Below are 487 nucleotides of genomic sequence, written 5' to 3'. Positions count from 1 at the left end.
CGTCGCCCGGATGGGCGCGCACATCACCTATCTCTCCGAGCCGGCCCTGCACCGGAAGTTCGGCCGCCGCTTCCAGGGCGGCTCGGCGCCGACCTTCTCGTTCAACGCCGACTTCCAGATCGAGAGCTACCTGCGCCACCAGGGCCTGAGCTTCGTCGAGCGGTTCGACGCCAACGCCTACCTCTACCTGACCCGGGCGATGGACTATTTCGACCTCGCCGAGGACCATGGCGGCGTGCTGGCCAACGCGTTTCGCGGCACGAAGACGCGCTTCTGCGTGATCTCCTTCACGTCGGACTGGCTGTTTCCGACCCGCGATTCCCGGGCGATCGTGCACGCCCTCAACGCCGCGGCGGCGCCGGTGGCCTTCGTGGAGGTCGAGAGCGACAAGGGCCACGACGCCTTCCTGCTCGACGAGCCGGCGATGTTCTCCGCCGCCCGCGGCTTCATCGACGCTGCCGCGCGGGCTCGCGGGCTGTGACGCGCA

The 487-nt window shown here is 69.2% G+C and carries 1 protein-coding gene; it reads left to right on the top strand.

From position 1 onward, the window contains the following. Window positions 1-481 (top strand): alpha/beta hydrolase family protein (locus tag M44_RS26575; protein ID WP_474371693.1); only part of this gene is annotated, 481 nt, incomplete at its 5' end. Window positions 482-487: the final 6 nt, after the last annotated feature.

It is taken from the genome of Bacillus coahuilensis m4-4, from assembly GCF_000171615.1.
In the GTDB taxonomy this organism is placed as follows: domain Bacteria; phylum Bacillota; class Bacilli; order Bacillales; family Bacillaceae_K; genus Bacillus_T; species Bacillus_T coahuilensis.
The sequence above is the reverse complement of the archived record's forward strand: the minus strand, read 5'-3'. Positions and strand labels throughout refer to the sequence as shown.